Origin of the sequence: Haliea sp. E17, assembly GCF_048323675.1 — a bacterium.
Lineage (GTDB): Bacteria > Pseudomonadota > Gammaproteobacteria > Pseudomonadales > Halieaceae > Mangrovimicrobium.
On sequence record NZ_JBLWFK010000005.1, the window covers coordinates 265,336 to 284,631 of the forward strand.

Here is a 19,296-nt window from a genome sequence, read left to right on the forward strand (position 1 = left end):
TAATGCGCCAGGCCGCGAAGGCTAGAAACGCTGGCTCAAGCGCGTATACCAGAACCGGCCTTTCAGGTCGTGAGTCCTGCCGTCGATGTTATCGTTAAAGGCAGACACCGCCAACGGCGCATCGTTATCGAACAGGTTGTCTATCCCGAGAGTCAGGCGCAGGCCCTCGAGGAAATCGAGGCGATAGTTGAGCTGGATATCCTGAACCACCCAGCTCTTTATATGCCGTGTGCGGTTGCTGTCCGGCACCTGCTCGCGCAGGCTGTCCACATAGTTCAGCTGATAGCCCACCTGCCAGCGCTTGCGGTTCCAGCGCAGGTCGAGCTGAGCCTTCCATTGCGGAATGCCGCCGAGACCCTCGGAAGCGGCGTCGCGGAAGGTGCCGGCGATATCCAGTTCCGGTGCGCTGGCGTCCTGCTGGGAAAGGTATTCCCGGATCCAGCTGGCGCTGCCGGATACCTGGAGCTGGCCCAGCGGCCCCGCCTGTCGCTGCCAGTTGAGGCCGAAGTCCGCACCGCTTACCCGGCGCCGGCCGATATTCAGGTTGTTTGCCCGCACCAGTACCAGGTTGCCGGATGCGTCCCGCTCGACCCGGTCGGCGAAACTGCCGTTGCGCGCGTTCTGTTCGACGATGTACTGGGCGCTGGACGCGACCACATCGTCCTGGTCGATGCGGAACATGTCGCCGGAAAATGACAGCCCGGGCACTTGTGGCGGCGTCCACACCAGGCCCAGCCCCCAGGTATCCGAGGTTTCCGGCTCCAGCTTCGGGTTGCCCCCTTCGAGGGTCAGGAACTGGTTGAGGCTGGGGTCGGATTGCGCACTGCAGCCCGGCAGCACGCCCACATTGGCCGCCTGGGCGCAGGGGTCGTTGAGGAAAGCCTGGTTCTCGGTGACACCTTCATAGAGTTCGTTCAGGCTCGGTGCCCGGAACCCGCTCGCGTAGCTGGCGCGCAGGGCCAGTGCGGGTCCGGTCTGCCAGCGCAGGGCGAGGCCGGGGTTGGTGCTGCCGCCGAAATCGCTGTAATGGGAGAAGCGCACGGCCGCCTCGATGTCCAGCGAAGCCTTCCCGTCGGGACGCTTCCAGACGGGAATCCGGCTTTCCGCGTAGACCTCGGAGATGTCCCGACTGCCCCGGGTTGGCTCGAAATTGGTGGCGCCGATGACGTCGGTGGTGCTGAGCAGGGCGCCCGGCTGCTTGCGGGTGGCCTCGCGGCGGTGTTCCATGCCGACGGCCAGGTCGATTCGGCCCGCCGGTAAACCGGCCAGCGCGCGGCTGATGTTGAGGTCGACGGTGGACAGCTTGTAGTAACCGCTGACTTCACCCGATGCCGCGATGTAGCCGGCCTGGTCCGCGGTGAGGCTGCCGGTGGGCCCGGTGATGTCTATCGCTATGCAGTCGTCGAGTGGCGGACCCTGGCAGTCCCGGGCAGGGCCGATGCCGCGGCGCAGGTGGTCGGCATTGACGATGGCGTAGTTGGTTTCAACCGCTTCACTGCGGCTCCAGTCATAGCCGATATCCCAGTACCAGTCGGACCACAGGCCCTCGAGGGCGAGGCCTGCGCGCATGACCTCGGACTCGTTGCGCTGGCGCCGGTCGGGCAACTCCAGCAGGCGCCGACGCACGTCGGTGAGCGGCACACCGAATTGGTTGTAGGGGTTGTCCGCGGCGACCACCAGGGGCTCCTGTTGCATGGCAGTAAAGATGGGGGTGGCCGCCAGCACCGATTCGGCATCGGTTTTCAGGTAGCTCAGCTCCATGCTGCCGGTGACCCAGTCGTCGAAGTCATAACTGCCGTTGGCATACAGGCTGGCCCGGTCGAAGGGCACCACGGCGGTGGTGTACTGCTGGTAGTTGAAAAGGTCTTCACTGGTGGCTTCGCGATACCCCTGGGGTGTCGCGATCAGGGTCTGGCCATCGGGCAGAGTGACCCGCGCATCCGCTGTCGCGCTGGATCGCTGGTCGGTGCCGCCCAGCGCCCGGGTGTCGGCGTTGGCGGAAATGTCGCGGTCGCGACTGTAAATGGGCTTTTGCTGGTACAAAGAGCCGCTGATGAATACCGAACCCCGGCTGAAACCGGTGCCGTATTGCAGCGTCTGGGCGTCGGTTTCGAGGTCGTCGCGGTCGGTGGCGCCGTAGAAGCCCTCGGCCAGGAAGCCGCTGAACTCGGTTTTGGTGATGATATTGACGACGCCGGCAATGGCATCGGAACCATAAATCGCCGAGGCGCCGTCCTTGAGGATCTCGATCCGCTCCACCGCCGCCGGGGGAATGCTGTTGAGGTCCACGGAATCCCCGGCAAGGCCGTCATTGGCAACCCGGCGGCCGTTGATCAGCACCAGGGTGTTATTGGCTGGCAGGCCGCGCAGGGTCACGGTTGCGGTGCCATCGCCACCGTTGGAAATGGCCGTGCTGGTGGCGTTGCCGGAAACCGCGGGCACGAATTTCAGCAGTTCACCGATACTCTGGGAACCACTGAGTTCCATTTCATTACGCGTAATGATGTCAACTGGTCCGCCGCCGGTATAGCTGGAGCGCCGGATTCTCGAACCGGTTACCCGGGTGCTGTACACATAGGTCTCCTCGAGCCCGGGAACATAGACCGGGTGGGAGTCCAGCAGCTCCCGGGGGTTCGGGCAGTCCGGGCAGTTGTCGGCAAACACCGCGATAACGCTCTGGTCCACCAGTTCCCAGTGCAGCCCGGAGTCTTCCAGCAGGCGATCGAGCGCCTCGTCGAGGGTGAAGTTGCCGGACAGGGTGTCGGCCGGCAGTCCGCGCAGGGCGTGGTCGGAAAACACGATGGACAGATCGCTCTGCCTGCTCAGCTGAATCAGTGCCGTGGACAGCAGCGGGGCGTCAATCTGGAAGCGGATGGTGGTTGGGGCTGACGCGACGGCGGTGGGGCTGGTGAAACTGAGTACGGCCCATAACAGGGCCGGCCCTCCGAGAGCCTGGATGCCCCGACATCGGGTGATTGGCGTCGCTTGCGTACAGGACATAGGTAGCCGTGGCAGCGGCCACGGCCGCATTGGTTCTATGGCGTAAACAAGGGATTGTACCCCGAGGGGGGAAGCCTATGGCAACGCTATCAGTCGATAGGCGTGATTTTCACCAATTGCACGGTATCTTCATCCAACTGCCGGGCTTCGAGCTGCAAACTGACTTCCAGGGCCCGCACGATGGACTGTGGCTGCTCGAGGTCGAATACCCCGGAGACCGTCAGCGTGGAAAGCCCGGGGGAGCCCAGCAGGTAGGTGGTCGGGTAATAGCGCTGCAGCTGGGCTATCAGGTCGGACAGGGGAATGCCGTCGGCCACCAGGCGTCCCTCGCGCCAGGCCAGGCGTTGTTGAACGGACAGTTCTGATTGCTGTGACACGTCCCACTCCCCGGGGGAGGCCTGGAGTGACTGGTGCAGGTGCAGCAATTCGACCCTCGGCGCGCGGTTGGCGACTGCGCCGAGTTCAGTAACGCTGACCACACCTTCGGTGACGGTGACTTCGGTAGCAGTGTCGCGCACGTACACGTCAAAAGCGGTGCCCAGGGCCGTGACCCGGGTATTTCCAGCGTCCACTTCGAAGGGTTTTGACTTGTCCTTCTGCACGGAGAACCAGGCTTGCCCGCGCTGCAGGTCGATGTAGCGCTGGTCGTCACTGTAGACGACCCGGATGACGGTTTCGGTGTTCAGCAGTGCATGGGAGCCATCCGGGAGTTCGATATCCGCGCGCTCGCCCATGGCGGTACGGTATATGTCGCCCGCCGGCTGTTCGTTGCCGCCGGTCCAGAACAGGACGGCCAGCATCAGGGTTGCCGCGGTGGCCACCGCGGCAGGGATCCAGCTACGCTGAACGACACGGAAAAAGCTGCGGGTCTGCTGCGGCTGTGCCTGCAACATGATCCCCAGTTCGCCCCACAATGCTTCCGCCGCATCCATCGCCTGGCAGTGAGAATCACTCTCCGCCAGCCAGAGGGCAAAATCCCGGCGATCGGCCTCACTGACGGTGTCCGAACGCAGGCGGGCTATCCAGGCCAGGGCCGCTTCTTCTGCTGCGCGGTCCTGGCGATTAGCTGTGCTGTTCACGTGGTTTCCCTACTTCCGGTGCCAATTCCTGCGGAGTACTGGGCCCGGCGTGTGTTGATTGTGTAATTGTAACGAACGAGAGCGCCAGTGCCTCAATGCCCCGGCGAATTATCGCCAGCTTTTGCATCACTGGACCCCCTCCGTGTTTTCGAGGGCGGTGCGGCATTCCCGCAGCGCCTGGAGGATGTATTTTTCCACGCTGGAGACGGATACCCGCAGTTCCTCGGCGATCGCGCTGTAGGACATTCCGCTCTGCCGGTGCATCAAAAAAGCCTGCCTGGCCTTGAAGGGCAGGGTGTTGATCGCCTCGTTCACCGCGGCGAGCCGCTGCCTCGCGGCCAGGATCTGTTCCGGTGAAGCGCTGGTCGAGGCCAATTCGATTTCCTCCGGTGCCCGTTGTTCCCGCGCCAGAAAACGAAAGTGCAGCTTGCGCCGGCGCAGCTGGTCTACCGCCAGGTTGCTGGCGGCCTGGTAGAGGTAGGCGCGGGGGTTTTCCAGCTGCTCCGGGGTTTCCAGCCGGTGCAGGCGGATGAACACCTCCTGTACCAGCTCGGCGGCCTCGTCGGGGTTGCCCAGTCGCTGTGCGAGGAAGCTCTCCAGGGCCGCGCGGTGATCGTGGACCAGTTCGGCGATAAACCTGTTTTTGTCGTTTTCCACCACGGGATCATGCCACCCATCGCAACCGTGGCGCCAGTCGAATTCACCGGCCCCGCCTGGCGCTGGTTCCTGCCGGGTCCTAGAACAGGACCCGTGAGCGAATCGTGCCTTCCACCGCGGCCAGTTTGGCCAGCACGACGTCACTGTATTCCGCGTCCACATCCATTACCACGTAGCCGATTGCCTCGTTGGTCTGGAGGAACTGGGCCGATACGTTGACGCCCGTTTCAGAGAACACATTGTTGATCGCGCTCATCACGCCCGGCACGTTGTGGTGGATGTGCAGCAGGCGGTGCTTGTCCTCGTGTTCCGGCAGGGCGACCTCGGGGAAGTTGACCGAGGAGGTGGTAGTGCCGTTGTCCGAGTAGCGGGCCAGCTTCTCCGCCACCTCCATGCCGATATTTTCCTGGGCCTCGACTGTGCTGCCGCCGATATGCGGGGTCAGGAAGGTGTTGTCGAACTTGCGCAGGGGCGAGACGAACTCCTCGTCGTTGGAGCGCGGCTCGACCGGGAAAACGTCGATCGCGGCGCCACCCAGTTTCCTTGTCTCGAGGGCGGCGGCGAGCGCGTCAATATCGACCACGGTGCCGCGCGAGGCATTGATCAGGATGGCGCCATCGGGCATCTGGGCGAGCTGGTCGGCCCCGAACATGTTGCGGGTGGAGGGGGTGTCGGGCACGTGCAGGCTGACCACGTCGGCACTGGCCAGCAACTGGTTGAGGCTCGGAACCTGGCGGGCGTTGCCCACCGGCAACTTGTTGACCACGTCGTAGAACAGCACCTGCATACCCAGGCTCTCGGCGATGATGCCGAGCTGCATGCCGATATTGCCGTAGCCAACGATGCCGAGCTTCTTGCCGCGAATCTCATAGGAACGGGTGGCGGTTTTCATCCACTCGCCGCGGTGGGCGGCGGCGTTTTTCTCGGCGATGCCGCGCAGCAGCAGGATCGCCTCCGCGATGACCAGTTCGGCGACGCTGCGGGTGTTGGAAAACGGCGCGTTGAAAACGGCAACGCCCCGAGAGGTCGCCGCTTTCAGGTCCACCTGGTTGGTGCCGATACAGAAACAGCCGACGGCCACGAGCTTTTTCGCCGCCTCGAAGACTTCTTCCGTCAGCTGCGTGCGGGAGCGTATACCCACAAAGTGGGCGTTGGCGATGGCGGCTTTCAGGTCCTCGGTGGGCAGTGCCTTGCTGTGCACTTCCACGTTGGTATAGCCGTCGCGCTCGAGGGTTTCAATGGCAGAGGGGTGGACCCCCTCCAGCAGCAGGAATTTGATCTTTTCCTTGGGCAGTGACTGTCTGGCCATGTGCGGTCGGTCCTGTTGAGATGGCGTCGCCCCGATCGGAAGTGGGGCGGAAAAAAGGCGGCGTATGGTACCATATGCGGCCGTTGAATCAGCGCTGTGTGAAAATTACCCAGCCCGGCCACTTGGCTGGTGCGTGGCGCGCGCGTGACGGATACTTGCCGGTGGAACACGCCAAAAAGCGTACATCCATGTACAGGCTCGGTCGGCGGCATCCCTGTCGCCTCACGGTTCCACCGGCAAGTATCCGCCACACACGCTAAATCGAACCCCCAGATTACTGAATAGAACCCGGAGAGGCCTCTTGGCTGCAATCGATCCCGCACTGCAAAGCGCATTTGAAGCCATCGTCGGCGCCGACCGCGTATTGACTGACGAGGAGTCGCTGCAGCACTACGGCCGCGACTGGACCCGCTTTTACCCGCCCATGCCCTGCGCAGTGGTGTTGCCGGGCAGTATTGCCGAAGTGCAGGACGTGGTGCGCCTCGCCGCCCGGGAAAACCTGGCCATCGTCCCCTCCGGCGGCCGCACCGGGCTGAGCGCCGGTGGCGTGGCCAAAAACGGGGAGCTGGTGCTGGCCCTGGACCGCCTCAACCGGATCGAGGATTTCAATCCGGTGGACCGCACCGTGCGCTGCGGCGCCGGCGTCGTTACCGAACAATTGCAGCAATATGCAGTGGAGCAGGGCCTGTTCTATCCGGTGGACTTCGCCTCCTCCGGTTCCAGCCAGCTCGGCGGCAATATCTCCACCAACGCCGGCGGCATCAAGGTCATCCGCTACGGTATGACCCGCGACTGGGTGGCCGGGCTCAAACTGGTGACCGGCACCGGCGAACTGCTCGATCTCAACCGCGGGCTGGTGAAAAACAACACCGGCTACGACCTGCGCCACCTGGTCATCGGCGCCGAGGGCACCCTCGGCATCGTGGTCGAAGCCACCATGCAGCTGGACCAGCCGCCCCAGGACCTGGCGGTCATGGTCCTCGGCGCCCCCGACATGGGGGCCATCATGGAAGTGCTCGCAGCCTTCCGTGCGGAAGTCCCCCTCTGCGCCTTTGAATTCTTCTCCGAACCGGCCCTGAAAAAAGTGGTGGCCCACCAGGGCCTGCCGCGGCCCTTCGAGACCGAGTGCGAATACTACGCCCTGCTGGAATTCGAACAGACCGGCGAAGACACCCTGGACCGCGCCATGGCCGCCTTCGAGCGCTGCGTGGAAGAGGGCTGGGTGCTCGACGGCACTGTCAGCCAGAGTCTCTCCCAGGCGCAGAACCTGTGGCGCCTGCGCGAGGACATCTCGGAGACCATCACGCCCTGGACGCCCTACAAAAACGACATTTCAACGGTTATTTCCCGGGTGCCGGAGTTCCTGGCCGAGGTGGAAGAGGTGGTCAACGGGGCCTACCCGGACTTCGAAATCATCTGGTTCGGTCATATCGGCGACGGCAACGTGCACCTGAACATCCTCAAGCCGGAGGCGCTGGACATCGATGTGTTCCGCGAGCAGTGCGGCGAAGTGTCCAAGCTGGTGTTCGATATCGTGCAGCGCTTCGGCGGCTCGGTGTCGGCGGAGCACGGGGTTGGCCTGCTGAAAAAAGACTACCTGCAGTATTCGCGCTCGCCGCTGGAAATCGAGATCATGCGGCAGATCAAGAAGGCCTTTGACCCGCAGGGGATCATGAACCCGGGCAAGATTTTTGATCTCTGATTTATCAGTTGGTTGATTTCCAGTGCTTTTGGAGCTGAAAGCCTGACTTATGCAAACCGGTTAACTTCGTTTGTAGGAAACTCCGGGCCTTCGATGGTCCCGACGTGATGCAACTGGTCCTGTGGGCCACTCTGTCTTGTGTTCATGTTTGGCCCTGAGAGTCGTCCCGAGTCCTTTCGGCAAATACCCCCCGCGAAAACCGCCAAAAAGCGCACATCCATGTGCGCTTTTTGGCGGTCCCGACCAGGCAACAACACCTGACCGATTCGCGGATCGTCAAAGTGATGAGCGGGTAAAAACCGCGGACCCAGTAGACAGGACTGGCCGCTACAACAACCGCAACGGCTCCTCCTGCAACGCCGCCAGCTGCTCCCGCAGCTCCAGGATATGCTCCGCCCAGTATCGCTCCGTATTGAACCAGGTAAAGGTGCGCGGAAACGCCGGGTCGTCCCAGCGGCGCGCCAGCCAGGCGGCGTAGTTCACCAGCCGCAGGGTGCGCAGCGGTTCGATCCAGCGCAACTGCCGGGGTTCGAAGTCGCAGAATTCCGAATAGCCCTCGATGAGTTCCGCAAGCTGCAGCTCCCGCTCGTGGGTCGGCCCTGAGAGAAACATCCACAGGTCCTGGATCGCCGGGGCCGTCACGCAGTCGTCGAGATCGACGAAGTGGGCGACATCGTCGCGCCAGAGGATGTTGCCCACGTGGCAGTCGCCATGGACGCGAATCTCGTCCTCCGCGGAGGGCTGGTACTGCTCCGTGACCCGCGCCAGCAGGTCTGCGGTCAGTGACTCATAGGCGGGTTGCAACTCGCGGGGGATGAATTCAGCCAGCAGGAATTCGCGGTTCTCCGCCAGCATGCGTTGACTGCAGATACGCTGGCGGTAGGCGAAGCGCGCGGCGCGGCCTACGGCGTGAATGCGCCCTAGGGTGCGGCCGAGGACCAGCAGGTTGTCGTAGTTGTCCAGCTCCGGCGGGTAGCCGCCACGGCGCGGAAACAGGGCGAACAGGAAGCCGCCGAACTCGTGCAGGGTTTCCCCTGAGCTATCGGCCAGGGGGGCCACCACGGAAATCTCCGCGGCACTCAGTTCCAGGGTGAAACTGTGCTCCTCCTGGACCTGCTCCCGGCTCCAGCGGCCGGGACGATAGAACTTGGCGATCATGGGTTCGCCGTCCTCGATGCCGACCTGGTACACCCGGTTTTCATAGCTGTTCAGGGCCAGCAGGCGGGCGTCGCAGAGGCGACCGGTGGACTCGACCGCTTCCATCACCAGTTCCGGGGTGAGTGCGTCGTAGGGATGATGGTTCACAGGCCCCTGCCTTTTCAATGTCCGGGCGCTGGCGTGCGCGCCAGGCACCAGAGTTCAACGTGCCGGGCGCCGGCCGATTTCAGGGTACGGGCGGCTTCGCGGGCGGTGGCGCCGGTGGTGAGTACGTCGTCCACCACGGCAATGCGGAGGTTGTCACAGGGCAGGCGGACAGTAAAGGCGCCGCGCAGGTTATGCGCCCGCGCCCGGGCGTCCATGCCGGACTGCGGCGCGGTTGCACGCCTGCGGACCAGCAGGCGGGGGTGGACCCGGGTTGCGGGCAATTTGCACACGAGCCGGTCGGCAAGCAGCTGGGACTGGTTGTAGCCGCGCTGCCACAGGCGGCGCCAGTGCAGCGGCACCGGCACCACCAGGTCAATGTCACCCGGTTCCCTGGCGCCATCCAGCCACAGCTGCGCCAACAATGGTGTCAGGTCATCCCGGCCGCTGAATTTCCACAGGTGGATCAGGTGGGCAAAACAGTCGCTGTAGAGCCAGGGGGCGATAACCCGGTCGAAAGCGGGAGGTTCGCGCTGGCAGCGGCCACAGATTCCCGGCCGGGGCAGGGGCAGTGCGCAGCGCTGGCAGGCGAGGGTGTTCGCGGCCAGTTCGCTGCGACAATCGCGGCACAGGGGCAGGTCGTTGCCCGACGCCCACTGGCAGAGGCAGCAGCGGGGAGGAAAGAGGCCGTTCAGCAATTGCGGCCACAGGCTGTCAACCTTCATTCCGGTCTCTGGTTGACAGCGCCCGGGCTGGCGGTATCATGCAACAATCCTCTGTTCCTTATTACCCTCAGGTGTTTTATGAACGACGCCATCGCCAGTCCTGTGTCCATGACCGAAGATATCCGCCACGACTGGAGCCGTGCGGAAATCAAGGCGTTGTTCGAACTGCCCTTCAACGACCTGCTGTTCCGTGCCCAGAGCATCCACCGCCGCTATTTTGACCCGAACGAAGTGCAGGTCAGCACACTGCTTTCCATCAAAACCGGCGCCTGCCCGGAAGACTGCGCCTACTGTCCCCAGAGCGCGCGCTACGACACCGGCCTGGAAGCGGAAAAGCTGATGCAGGTACAGGAAGTGCTGGAACAGGCCCGCGCCGCCAAGGCCGCCGGGGCCAGTCGCTTCTGCATGGGCGCGGCCTGGCGCTCGCCCAAACCGCGGGAAATGCCCCACGTGGTGGCCATGGTCAAGGGCGTGCGCGCCCTGGGGCTGGAGACCTGCATGACCCTCGGCATGCTGAGCTCCGAGCAGGCCCGGGAACTGGCCGAGGCCGGCCTCGACTACTACAACCACAATCTCGACACCTCGCCGGAGTTTTACGGCGATATCATCACTACCCGCACCTACCAGGATCGCCTCGATACCCTCGGCCACGTGCGCGAGGCGGGGATGAAAATCTGTTCCGGCGGTATCGTCGGCATGGGGGAGGGGCAGGGCGACCGTGCGGGCCTGCTGCAGCAGCTGGCCAATCTGCCGGAACACCCCGAGAGCGTGCCGATCAACATGCTGGTGAAGGTCGAGGGCACACCGCTGGATACCCAGGAGGACCTCGATCCCTTTGAGTTCATCCGTACCATCGCCGTGGCGCGCATCGTCATGCCCGCTTCACACGTACGGCTCTCAGCCGGACGCGAAAGCATGAATGAGGAAATGCACGCACTGGCCTACTTCGCCGGCGCCAACTCGATTTTCTACGGCGAGAAACTGCTGACCACCCCCAACCCGGAAGCCAATCGCGACATGGCCCTGTTCGCCCGGCTCGGTATCCGCCCGGAAGAGCGGGCGGTGGAAGCGCCCCCGGCCGATCCCCATCCGCAGTTCTACGACGCCGCTGCACAGGCCGCCGGTCGCGCCTGACCAGTGTGGTGGACGGCTTCGCGGCGCGTATTCGCGCCTCCCTGCAGCAGCGGCACGAGGCGAACCTTTACCGCCAGCGCCTGACGCTCGGCTCTGCCCAGGGCCCGCTGGTTGCCCTGGACGGCCGGGAATACCTGAACTTCTGCAGTAACGATTACCTCGGTCTGGCCAATCACCCCAGGGTGATCGAGGCACTCTGCGCCGGTGCCCGGCAATACGGGGCGGGCAGTGGTGCATCACACCTTGTATGTGGCCATTCCGAACCCCACCAGCAACTGGAAATAGCGCTCGCGGAACTCACCGGTCGCCAGCGGGCGCTGCTGTTCTCCTCGGGCTATGCCGCCAACTGCGGTGCGCTCACAGCGCTGCTGAAGAGCGGTGACCACGTGTTCGAGGATCGCCTGAACCACGCTTCCCTGCTCGACGGCGGCCGTTTCAGCGGTGCCCGTTTCCGCCGCTTCGCCCACAATGATCCCGCCGACCTGGCGCGCAAGATGGCCACTGCCGGCGGCAACCGGCTGGTGGTGGTCGACGGCGTATTCAGCATGGACGGCGACTGTGCCCCCCTGCAGCCACTGGCCGCACTCTGCCAGCGCGAATCCGCCTGGCTGATGGTGGACGATGCTCACGGTATCGGCGTGCTGGGCGAGTCAGGCGCCGGCAGCGTCGCCGCCGCCGGCCTCGACAGCGTACAGGTGCCGGTGCTGATGGCCACACTGGGTAAAGCCCTGGGAACGGCCGGCGCCTTTGTGGCCGGCGACGGGGAATTGATCGAATACCTGATCCAGGAGGCGCGGCAGTATATCTACACCACCGCGATCCCGCCGGCGGTGGCCGCGGCAACGCTGGCTTCGCTGGCGCTGCTGCGGGAGGAAGGCTGGCGCCGGGAGCACCTGGCGGCGCTGATTGCCCGTTTTCGCCAGGGCGCCGGGGAATTGGGCCTGCCCCTGATGCCCTCGACTACTGCGATCCAGCCGCTGCCGGTGGAGGACGCGGCCCGCGCAACCGCGCTCAGCGAGCGCCTGCGCCGGCGCGGACTGTTGATCGGCGCGATTCGTCCGCCGACGGTGCCGACCTCCCGCCTGCGCATCACGCTCACCGCCGCCCACAGCATGGCCCAGGTCGAGCAGTTACTGGAGGTGCTGGCCGCGGAGTGGGTTGCGCGCCAATGATTGCCGAGTACCTGCCATCCTCGGCCGCGAGCGGGCCGGAACTCGTGCTGCTCCACGGCTGGGCCAATAGCCGGGAGGTGTGGCGTCCGCTGCTGGCCCGGTTGCGGTCATGGGCCAACGTGACCCTGTTGGAATTGCCGGGGCTGGCGCCGGGTCGGCAGTCCGCGCCGAGCAGCAGCGACGACCTGGTGGCGGAGATGGCCCGGTGCTGCCCGCCCCGGGCGGTTTACGTGGGCTGGTCACTGGGCGGTGAAATCGCTGAAAAGTTTGCGCTTACCAACCCGGAAAGGCTTGCAGGGCTTGTAACTCTGGCGAGTAACCCGCGCTTTGTCGCAGAAGGCTCCTGGCCCGGAATGGCCCCCGGGACCTTTGCCGGCTTCCGTGAGGCGGCGGCACAATCCCCCCGCGGCGCACTGCGTCGCTTCGATGCCCTGCAGGCCGCGGGGTCCCGGCACTCGCGCCAGTTGTTGCGTCAGGTCGCGGCAAGTCGCGGCGACGCTACTGACGAGGCCCCGCTTGCGGGCCTCGACTGGCTGGCCGAACTGGACACCCGGGACGTCCTGCCGCAGCTGGCGGTACCCCAACTGCACCTGCTCGCTGCCAACGATGCCCTGGTGCCGGCAGGGCTCGCCGGGTCCCTGCAGCAACTGCTTATCTCCACCCCCGACGCAGCCGTGGAAGTCCTGCCGGAGAGCTCGCACCTCTTGCCCCTGGAGCACAGCGAATGGCTGGCAGGGCGCCTGCGCAGTGCCTGCGCAGCCTGGGGCCTGCTCGAGCCTGTGGCGCATCCAACCCAGGCCCTGGACAAGCGCGATGTGGCAGCGTCCTTCAGCCGCGCCGCCACCCACTATGACTCCATGGCCCGCCTGCAGCGGGATGTCGGCGAGGCCCTGCTGGAGCGTGGCGGACTGCCCCACACTGCGGTGCAGGAGGTGCTCGACCTGGGCTGTGGCACCGGTTTCTTCTGTTCCCGGCTGCGCGAGCGCTATCCCGCAGCCAGCTACACCGGGCTGGATATCGCCGAGGGCATGGCCCGCTACGCCCGCGACCAACAGCCGCCGGATACCGCCTGGCTGGTGGCCGATGCCGAGGCGCTGCCGCTGGCGGCGGGTTCCATGGACCTGGTGTTCAGCAGCCTCGCCATCCAGTGGTGCCTCAGCCCCACCGCCTGGCTGGCGGAACTGGCCAGGGTGCTGCGCCCGGGAGGTCGCTGTGTGTTCACCACCCTGGGGCCCGCCACCCTGCACGAGTTGCGCACTGCCTGGTCCGCGGTCGACGGGCACCAGCACGTCAATGAATTCCTGCCGGCGGCTGCGCTTGAGCAGGCGGCCGGGCGTATTCCCGGGGTGCGCCTGAATCTCAGCACGCGGATGTTCCGCATGGAATACGATGGCGTGCGGGACCTGCTGCTGGAGCTCAAGGGAATCGGCGCCCACAACGTCAACCAGGGTCGTCCGGCGGGTTTGACCGCGCCGGCCGCCCTGCGCCGCATGATGACTGCCTACGAGCAATTCCGCGAAGCGGGTCGCCTGCCGGCTAGCTACGAAGTGATCTTCGGCGAACTGGAGAAAACATGAGCAAGGCTTACTTTGTAACCGGGACCGATACCGAAGTCGGCAAGACGGCCGTCGCCTGCGCACTGCTGGCCGCGGCCCGGGCCAGGGGCTGCAGTACGGCGGCGGTCAAGCCGGTCGCCGCGGGCTGTGACGCACAGGGTCGCAACGACGACGCCCTGGCGCTGATGGCGCAGGTCAGCATCGATCTCGATTACCAGCAGGTCAACCCGGTGGCACTGGCGCCGCCGATTGCGCCGCATATCGCCGCGGCACAGGCCGGTCGCTTGCTGCGCTGCGGGCAGCTGGCCGGGCTTTGCCGCGGCGTGCTCAGTGAACGGGCTGATCTCACCCTGGTCGAGGGGGCCGGCGGCTGGCGGGTACCGATTTCCCCGCGGGAAACCCTCGCCGATCTGGCCGTAGACCTGAACCTCGGGGTTATCCTGGTGGTCGGCATGCGCCTGGGCTGTATCAACCATGCCCTGCTGACAGCCGAAGCCATCATGCGGGACGGCCTGAAAATTGCAGGCTGGGTGGCGAATCAGCCGGGCGAACAGATGGCCTGTCACAGTGAGAACGTGGCCACCCTGCGTGCCCTGTTGCCAGCGCCCTGTCTCGGGGAGTTGCCCCGTTTCTCGCCCTGGAACGCGCAGGTCGCGGCTCAATATCTCGACATTGACCCCCTGCTCTGTCCGGCGATGGCGGATACGGGAAACCGATAAACGGGGATTGACTTGTGGCGCGGGTTGGGGACAATGTGAACGCTGAACACATGGCCCCAGACCCGGGCATCTCCCTGCCTGTCGGTGGGGCATCCACCGAATGAGGTACGTACCATGCCAGAGTACAAAGCACCCCTGCGCGATATGCGTTTCGTCACCCATGAAGTCCTCGACGCCGAGCAGCAGTTCCAGGCACTGCCGGGCTACGAAGAGGCCACTGCCGACCTGGTTGACGCGATTCTCGAGGAAGGCGCCAAGTTCTGCGAAGGCGTGCTCGCGCCGCTCAATCGCAGTGGCGACCAGGAAGGCTGTCGCTGGAGCGAGGAAGGCGTCACCACCCCCAGCGGCTTCAAGCAGGCCTACCAGCAGTTTGTCGAAAACGGCTGGCCGGCGCTGGCGGCGGACGTTGAAGCCGGCGGCCAGGGCATGCCCAACCTGCTCGGCATCATCTTCAACGAGATGGGCGGCTCGGCCAACTGGGCGTGGATGATGTACCCGGGCCTCAGTCATGGCGCGGTAAAAACCATTGAAGCCCACGGCACCCCGCAACAAAAGGAGACTTTCCTGACCAAGCTGGTCTCCGGAGAATGGACCGGCACCATGTGCCTGACCGAATCCCACTGTGGCTCGGATCTCGGCCTGCTGCGGACCAAGGCGGAACCCCGCGCCGACGGCAGCTACAGCATCAGTGGCCAGAAAATCTTCATCAGTGCCGGCGAACACGATATGACCGACAATATCGTGCATATCGTCCTGGCGCGTCTTCCCGACGCGCCCGCCGGCACCAAGGGCATCTCCCTGTTCATCGTGCCGAAGATGCTGGTAAACGAGGATGGTTCCCTCGGCGAGCACAACAACGTGCACTGCGCTTCTATCGAGCACAAAATGGGTATCCACGGCAATGCGACCTGCGTGCTCAACTTCGACGGCGCGACCGGCTACCTGATCGGCCCGGAGAACCGTGGGCTGAACTGCATGTTCACCTTTATGAACACCGCCCGTATCGGCACGGCCGTGCAGGGCCTGGCCCACGCCGAGCAGTCTTTCCAGGGCGCCCTGGCCTACGCCCGCGAGCGCCTTGCCATGCGCAGCCTCAGCGGCCCGAAGAACCCCGACGGTGCCGCCGACCCGATCATCGTTCACCCCGACGTGCGCCGCATGCTGCTGACCCAGAAGGCGTTCTCGGAGGGTGGTCGCGCCCTGGTCTATTACCTCGCGCTGCAGGGCGATATCGTCGACAAGGGGACTGAGGATGAAGCCAAAGCCGCAGATGACCTGATGTCCCTGCTGACGCCGATCGCCAAGGCCTTCCTCACCGAGGTGGGCTTCGAGTGTGCCAACCACGGCGTACAGGTGTTCGGCGGCCACGGGTACATCAGCGAGTGGGGCATGGAGCAGATCGTGCGCGACGCGCGGATATCCATGCTCTATGAGGGCACCACCGGTATCCAGGCCATCGACCTGCTGGGGCGCAAGGTACTCGGCTCCGGTGGCCAGATGCTGCTGCAGTTCACCAGCATTATCGATGCCTTCTGCCAGGCCAACACCGCGGAAGAGGACAAGCCGTTCATCGACGCGCTGAACTCGGCCAAGAACGATTGGCTGGAGCTGTCCATGAAAATCGGCGAGGCCGCATTGCAGAACCCGGAAGAAGCGGGGGCTGCCTCGGTGGACTACCTGATGTACTCCGGTTACGTTACCCTCGCGTATTTCTGGGCCCGCATGGCGGTGATTGCACGGCAGAACCTGGATGGCGGCGAGGCGGACTTCTACCGCGCCAAGCTGATGACGGCGGAGTTCTACTTCAAGCGTCTGCTGCCCCGCACCCGGAGCCTGAAAGCCACCATGCTGTCCGGAGCGGATACCGTCATGCAGATGCCCGAGGAGCTGTTTGCGTTTTGAACCCACTGCTGTGCAGGGAGTTGCGGCCGCCGGCGCGGCGTGACATTTGCCCCCGTGGGGAGGAGAATGTTCCTCCCCATTACAGCTACCTGCAGTCATCTGCCATGAGCGACGATAACCAGCAAGTCCCGGACCGCAGCTACCAGAACCGGCTCTACCCGGAAGACCAGAAAAAGGTCGACGAATTTCTCCAGCGCGGTGTGAATTCAGTTGAGCGCAAGCCCTTCCGGCCTGTCGTCCTCTTCTTGATCCTTATCGCGGTGGTGTCCGGCCTGTCCTTCTTCAGCCAGTTCATGGCCCACGTCGCGGGCATCTACTAGCCCTCGGGGTGAGGATTCGCGGCCATCCGGGCTGGCCTGTGGCGGGAGAAAAACCGGCCGCGGGCTGCGCCGCGGCCGGGTGGTTGTCAGAAGTTGAAACCGATACCCAGGACATAGGCCCAGGCGCCGTCGTCGAAGGCGTCGTCGGCGTCGCTGCTGTCCTTGATACCCTCACCGTACACACCGCCAAGGCTGGCGCCCACGAAGGGGCGGGCATTGCCGCTCAGGAAGTGGTAGTTGACGTAGCCGCGGGTGCTGCCGTTCCAGAAGTCATCGCCTTCGCCCTCGGCGATCACAATGCTCTGGCGCAGGCCCAGGGATAGCGGGTCGGAAAGATACCAGCCGAGGTCGCCGGAAAAACCCAGGGCATTGTTGTCGAAGTTCTTGTCGCTGGTGCCGGTACCGGAAAGGGAGAATTCCCGATCGCCTTCGGCGGGGCCGGCGGCGAGCAGTGTCATCGGGAGGAGGGCGGTACAGAGGCCCATGGCTAATGCGTGTCTGATTTTTTTCATAACCTGCTCCTTGGGGCGAGTTTGATAGTCGATAGCAAGCCCTGCGCAATAGCCGCAGAGCTGGTACAGGAAAAACCGGGTGGTGAAATAGTTATGATTGCGGGCTGACGAAGCAGTGAGTGGTCCCGGTTACTCATGGGGCCGTTCATCAGCTATTGGTCTTGCCCGGGCTGCTGTCGCCGTAATCTGGCCGCGACAGGCACTCCCGGGGCAGACGACCAAAGCCTAGATCAGATTTCCGTTTTTGTGCGTGGCGTGCACCAAATTGGTGAATCATTCACGCAAAGGGCAGGTATGAGTCATTTGGCACTTGAATCAGGTCGCATGCAGTGACGGAGCCTACACCCCGTCTCACTGTGGCCGCCCTGCTTTGGCGCAGCACGGCACTGCTCACGCTGGCGCTCGGCGGCATCGGCATTCTGCTGCCGGGCCTGCCCACTGTTCCCCTGTGGATTCTCTCCGCCTTCTGTGCCGGCCGCGGCTGGCCTGCAGTGGAAACCTGGCTGCTCAATCATCCGCGGCATGGCCAGAGCATCCGCCTGTGGCGGCAGCACGGTGCGGTGCCGCGGCGGGCCAAGTGGGCTGCGACGCTCATGATGACCATTAGTTCCATAGTGATACTTGCTCTTCCGGTTCCGCTCTGGGCCAGGCTGGCAGCTCCGGCCTCGATGTTGATGGTAGCGCTGTGGCTGTGGCGTCGCCCGGAGCCCTAGCAGCGTTTACAGGGGGAACAGCAGGTCTGTGCGGATGATGTACTTGCGGCCGCGGCTGACCGGTTCGGAGCTGTGCAGGCAGTGCAGTGGGTGGAGCCCGTGGGGAAAGCACAGCGCACCGCCTGCGGGTGTGCGAACGTCGACCACCTTCACGCGAGAACCGCGCCGGGCCGGCAGGCCCGGGTTGTCGGCATCGGTGAGGAAGCGGGTGGCGCCGCCCTCGAAATCGGCGTTCAGGAAGATCAGGAAGGTCATGCGGCTGTAGTGCCCGGGAAAGGCATCGGTGACCAGTTCCCCGTCGATGACCCGGCTGCCGGGCCAGGCGCCATCGGTATGTGGCTGGAAGTAGTCGCCTTCGGCATAGCGGTAAAAACGGAAACGCTGGTTGAGGCCGGTACCGCCAGCGCCGTCAAACACGCCGGCTTCGTCCCCACAGCGCGCCGCTACCCGCTGCCAGATCACGCGGTGGGTGGTGTCGTCCACGATCCATACCAGGTTGTCGTTGTGCCGGATGGAGCGCGGCAGCGACACCGCGGCATCCGGCAGGTAGCCGAGCCGTTCACTCAGGTCGATCAGGCCTTGGCATTCCCCGGGAGACAGTAACGGGTCCAGCTGGAAGGCCCCCGGAACGCCGGGAACCGGCAGGCGCCTCGGCGGGTTCGCCGTGACCTCCGCCAGCGCCCCGGGATTTTCCCTGCGGCAGGCCCAGCTGGGCAGCGCCGGATGTTCGGCGCCAGGTTCCAGGGCGATCACATAAAAGTCCCCGATTGGGGGTGGGGATGCTTGGGACATGCTGCTGGTTAGGCGCTCGCTGGAAGTGGTGATGGGGTGGCATCAGTGACGTTTCGGCTAATATGATGCAGACTTGAGCGCCAAAACAGAAGGGAGAATAAGTATGAGCGACGAATCCAGCGCCGCAATCCGCGACGCCCGTAAAGACTGGGTGGTAGAGCACCGGGAAATGTACCTGCGATCCGGCGGTAGCCAGGGCCACATCATGGACCTGACGCCAGTGGGCGGGCATGATTTTGGCACCCACCTGCTCTTGAAGTACACGGGCCGCAAGAGCGGCAAGGTCTTTATCACGCCCCTGTGCTATGGCGCTATCGGTGGTGAGGTCGTCATCGTCGCCTCCAAGGGCGGCGCCGATCACCACCCGGCCTGGTATCTCAATGTGAGTGAAAGCCCCGAGGTCGAATTCCAGATAGCCACCCAGGCCTTTCGCGCGACCTGGCGCGAACCCGAGGGGGCGGAGCGGGAGAAAATCTGGAACTTCATGGTGGACAGCTATCCCTTTTACGCCAGTTACGCGGCGTCGACGGAGAGAGTTATACCGCTGGTGGTGATGAAGGCGATTGAGCCGATTGCCATCTTTATGGAATCGGAGGCAACGGGACAGCGCCAGTTCTGAGTGCTGCCGGGCCGCAGCGGTCTCCGCGGCGGCCCTCTTTCTCTCTGTACCGTACAACACTGTTGACTACAAAGTCTGATTGC

Annotated in this window: 17 protein-coding genes; 9 read left to right on the forward strand and 8 right to left on the reverse strand. The window is 64.4% G+C overall.

Translation table 11 applies throughout. From position 1 onward, the window contains the following. Positions 1–21: 21 nt before the first annotated feature. The 4 genes from ACNKU3_RS14660 to serA all read right to left on the reverse strand — a co-directional run bounded on the left by ACNKU3_RS14660 (position 22) and on the right by serA (position 6,045). On the reverse strand, positions 22–3,000 hold the full coding sequence (locus tag ACNKU3_RS14660) for a TonB-dependent receptor (RefSeq protein WP_418260252.1): 2,979 nt from the start codon (positions 2,998–3,000) through the stop codon (positions 22–24). A gap of 89 nt (positions 3,001–3,089) precedes the next feature. Continuing rightward, on the reverse strand, positions 3,090–4,079 hold the full coding sequence (locus tag ACNKU3_RS14665) for a FecR family protein (protein ID WP_418260253.1): 990 nt from the start codon (positions 4,077–4,079) through the stop codon (positions 3,090–3,092). A gap of 126 nt (positions 4,080–4,205) precedes the next feature. Beyond that, complete coding sequence (locus tag ACNKU3_RS14670; RefSeq protein ID WP_418260254.1) at positions 4,206–4,736, reverse strand: RNA polymerase sigma factor; 531 nt, start codon at positions 4,734–4,736, stop codon at positions 4,206–4,208. Between the two features lie 79 nt (positions 4,737–4,815). Further along, positions 4,816–6,045: a phosphoglycerate dehydrogenase gene (serA, locus tag ACNKU3_RS14675; RefSeq protein WP_418260255.1), complete on the reverse strand. Its 1,230-nt coding sequence runs from the start codon at positions 6,043–6,045 to the stop codon at positions 4,816–4,818. A 301-nt stretch (positions 6,046–6,346) separates the two neighbouring features. On the opposite strand from serA, the gene ACNKU3_RS14680 reads away from it, so the two are divergent. Then, entirely contained in the window at positions 6,347–7,747 is a 1,401-nt protein-coding gene (locus ACNKU3_RS14680) for an FAD-binding oxidoreductase (protein ID WP_418260256.1), read from the forward strand. A 327-nt stretch (positions 7,748–8,074) separates the two neighbouring features. On the opposite strand, the gene ACNKU3_RS14685 is transcribed toward ACNKU3_RS14680, so the two are convergent. Further along, positions 8,075–9,052, reverse strand: a complete 978-nt coding sequence (locus ACNKU3_RS14685; protein WP_418260257.1) for a serine/threonine protein kinase — start codon at positions 9,050–9,052, stop codon at positions 8,075–8,077. A gap of 14 nt (positions 9,053–9,066) precedes the next feature. Next, positions 9,067–9,774, reverse strand: coding sequence for a ComF family protein (locus tag ACNKU3_RS14690; protein ID WP_418260258.1), 708 nt, complete (start codon positions 9,772–9,774; stop codon positions 9,067–9,069). A gap of 78 nt (positions 9,775–9,852) precedes the next feature. Here ACNKU3_RS14690 and bioB point away from each other — a divergent pair, with 78 nt between their 5' ends. From bioB to ACNKU3_RS14720, 6 genes are all read left to right on the forward strand, one after another. Then, positions 9,853–10,908 carry a biotin synthase BioB gene (gene bioB, locus ACNKU3_RS14695; protein WP_418260259.1) on the forward strand — a complete coding sequence of 352 codons (1,056 nt, stop codon included), beginning with the start codon at positions 9,853–9,855 and terminating at the stop codon, positions 10,906–10,908. An 8-nt stretch (positions 10,909–10,916) separates the two neighbouring features. Beyond that, positions 10,917–12,080: an 8-amino-7-oxononanoate synthase gene (gene bioF / locus ACNKU3_RS14700; protein WP_418260260.1), complete on the forward strand. Its 1,164-nt coding sequence runs from the start codon at positions 10,917–10,919 to the stop codon at positions 12,078–12,080. Further along, positions 12,077–13,657 (forward strand): malonyl-ACP O-methyltransferase BioC, encoded by a 1,581-nt coding sequence (bioC, locus tag ACNKU3_RS14705; protein ID WP_418260261.1) that lies wholly within the window; start codon positions 12,077–12,079, stop codon positions 13,655–13,657. Before bioF ends, bioC begins: the two co-directional genes overlap by 4 nt. After that, positions 13,654–14,355: a dethiobiotin synthase gene (bioD, locus tag ACNKU3_RS14710; RefSeq protein ID WP_418260262.1), complete on the forward strand. Its 702-nt coding sequence runs from the start codon at positions 13,654–13,656 to the stop codon at positions 14,353–14,355. The genes bioC and bioD overlap by 4 nt, the downstream gene beginning before the upstream one ends. A 114-nt stretch (positions 14,356–14,469) precedes the next feature. Then, positions 14,470–16,257: an acyl-CoA dehydrogenase C-terminal domain-containing protein gene (locus ACNKU3_RS14715; protein ID WP_418260263.1), complete on the forward strand. Its 1,788-nt coding sequence runs from the start codon at positions 14,470–14,472 to the stop codon at positions 16,255–16,257. Between the two features lie 104 nt (positions 16,258–16,361). Next, positions 16,362–16,577 carry a DUF3094 family protein gene (locus ACNKU3_RS14720; protein ID WP_418260264.1) on the forward strand — a complete coding sequence of 72 codons (216 nt, stop codon included), beginning with the start codon at positions 16,362–16,364 and terminating at the stop codon, positions 16,575–16,577. An 86-nt stretch (positions 16,578–16,663) separates the two neighbouring features. Here the strand turns inward: ACNKU3_RS14720 and ACNKU3_RS14725 are convergent, their stop codons facing one another. Continuing rightward, positions 16,664–17,089, reverse strand: a complete 426-nt coding sequence (locus ACNKU3_RS14725; protein WP_418260265.1) for a hypothetical protein — start codon at positions 17,087–17,089, stop codon at positions 16,664–16,666. A 329-nt stretch (positions 17,090–17,418) separates the two neighbouring features. On the opposite strand from ACNKU3_RS14725, the gene ACNKU3_RS14730 reads away from it, so the two are divergent. Continuing rightward, positions 17,419–17,802 carry a YbaN family protein gene (locus ACNKU3_RS14730; protein WP_418260266.1) on the forward strand — a complete coding sequence of 128 codons (384 nt, stop codon included), beginning with the start codon at positions 17,419–17,421 and terminating at the stop codon, positions 17,800–17,802. Between the two features lie 6 nt (positions 17,803–17,808). Here ACNKU3_RS14730 and ACNKU3_RS14735 read toward each other — a convergent pair whose 3' ends face one another. Continuing rightward, the gene (locus tag ACNKU3_RS14735; protein ID WP_418260267.1) at positions 17,809–18,555 is read right to left on the reverse strand and encodes a prolyl hydroxylase family protein; all 747 of its coding nucleotides are present in this window, start codon (positions 18,553–18,555) and stop codon (positions 17,809–17,811) included. A 142-nt stretch (positions 18,556–18,697) separates the two neighbouring features. On the opposite strand from ACNKU3_RS14735, the gene ACNKU3_RS14740 reads away from it, so the two are divergent. Beyond that, positions 18,698–19,213: a nitroreductase family deazaflavin-dependent oxidoreductase gene (locus tag ACNKU3_RS14740; protein ID WP_418260268.1), complete on the forward strand. Its 516-nt coding sequence runs from the start codon at positions 18,698–18,700 to the stop codon at positions 19,211–19,213. Positions 19,214–19,296: the final 83 nt, after the last annotated feature.